This is a genomic window from Protofrankia sp. CiP1_Cm_nod4 (assembly GCF_982290645.1).
Window position 1 is genome coordinate 1 of sequence record NZ_CEVIVC010000235.1, and the last position, 1,472, is coordinate 1,472.

Sequence of the window (1,472 nt, forward strand, 5' to 3'; positions counted from 1 at the left end):
GGGGCACCTCACCTGACCGTCCGCGGTGGGAATCTGCAGCGTCTTGCAGGGCATGAATCCTCCTGTCGTGGTTGATGTGTCGAACCTGCGATCAACACGACGGAGGCGGAGCCCGCGCAGCAGCGCAAGATCCTCGACCGAGCAGCGGGCCCGCACCGGCCCGTACGGCGCTCAGAAGAGCACCGGGTCACCAATCCGTGTGTGGCGCGATGCCGTCCCGGTAATCATCCCCGCAACATAGCCCACGCCTCTTGGCTATCTGGTGCGACAATATGGCCAGGAGCAGAGCGTAACGGTCGTCACGCGATCCCAGTGCGAGCCAATCTGCAAGTGGGGGCGTTATCGGCCGATTACGCCCCCACGGGCGGATCCAATCCGCGTGCGCCGTCCACCAGCGGAAACGGCCCGCCGATCCAATCGGATCCGGTCAAGAATTACGCCTCCCCATTTCGCCCCTACGATGGGCTTGTGGACACCCGCCGGGAGCCGCCCGGCCACCCCGGGGGAAGGCCGCCCATGGTTGACCGGATCTACCTGCGCCACTCCACCGACAAGCAGACCGACGCCCGCCAGCGTCACGCCCTGGCCGCGCTGCTGGCCGCCGGCGCTCCCGCCTACGACGACCCCGCCACCTCCAGCCGCCAGCTCTCCCTTCAACGCAGCGGCTTCACCAAGCTGCTGCACGAAGCCGGCGTCGGCGACACCATCCGCATCGCCGACGCCGCCCGGCTCTTCCGCTCCGTCGCCGACATCCTCGCGCTGCGCCCCGTGCTCATCCGCCGCGGTCTGCACCTGCGCGTCGAGTCCGGCCTGCTGTCCGGCATCGACCTCGCCAGCGACGATCCCGGCACCAAGATGATGGTCTCCGTCCTCGCCGCCGTGCTGGAGTTCCAGCGCGATATGATCAGCGAGAACACCCGTGAGGGCGTCGCGGCCGCCGAAGCCGCCGGCAAGACCCTCGGCCGCCCCACCGCCCTCGACGAGGACCAGGCCGCCGCCGTGGTGGAGGCGTACCGCAACGGCGCCGCCGTCAAGGCCCTCGCCCGCCGGCACCGGGTCGCACCCAAGACCATCCGCCGCATCCTGGACGCCGCCGGCGCCCGCGACCTGCCCGACGAGCTCGACACGCTCCCCATCGAGGCCAACGAGCCGCACCAGGTGCCCGCACCGAGCCCGGAGATCGTCCTCGACCTGCCCGGCCTGCTCGCCGATCACCTACGCACCGCCGGCGACGCGGCCGTCCGCCAGGCGATCAGCGCCGGACGGACCATCCGCCGCGGCCAAGGCCACACCGTCCGCCTCGCGGCCCCACTCGAACTCCACCGCGCCGCGCTGCACCAGAGCGCCGCCCTCGCCGCCGAGTCCGCCGGCCCGGCCGAGCGCAAGGCGCACCGGGTCTACGCCGCCCGCATCACGGCCACCGAGCCCCCCAGACCATGATCGATCTCACCGATAACCACGGTTCGATTGAT

Annotated in this window: 1 protein-coding gene; it reads left to right on the forward strand. The window is 70.9% G+C overall.

Annotated features, from left to right (window positions below; all coding sequences use genetic code 11):
• Positions 1 to 516: 516 nt before the first annotated feature.
• On the forward strand, positions 517 to 1,440 hold the full coding sequence (locus AC5LSR_RS23445; protein ID WP_493465809.1) for a recombinase family protein: 924 nt from the start codon (positions 517 to 519) through the stop codon (positions 1,438 to 1,440).
• The last annotated feature ends 32 nt before the right edge of the window (positions 1,441 to 1,472 follow it).

What these genes read in the sequence shown, in the direction of transcription:
- AC5LSR_RS23445 (WP_493465809.1), top strand. Translation starts at nt 517, where the DNA reads ATGGTTGACCGGATCTACCTGCGCCACTCCACCGACAAGCAGACCGAC.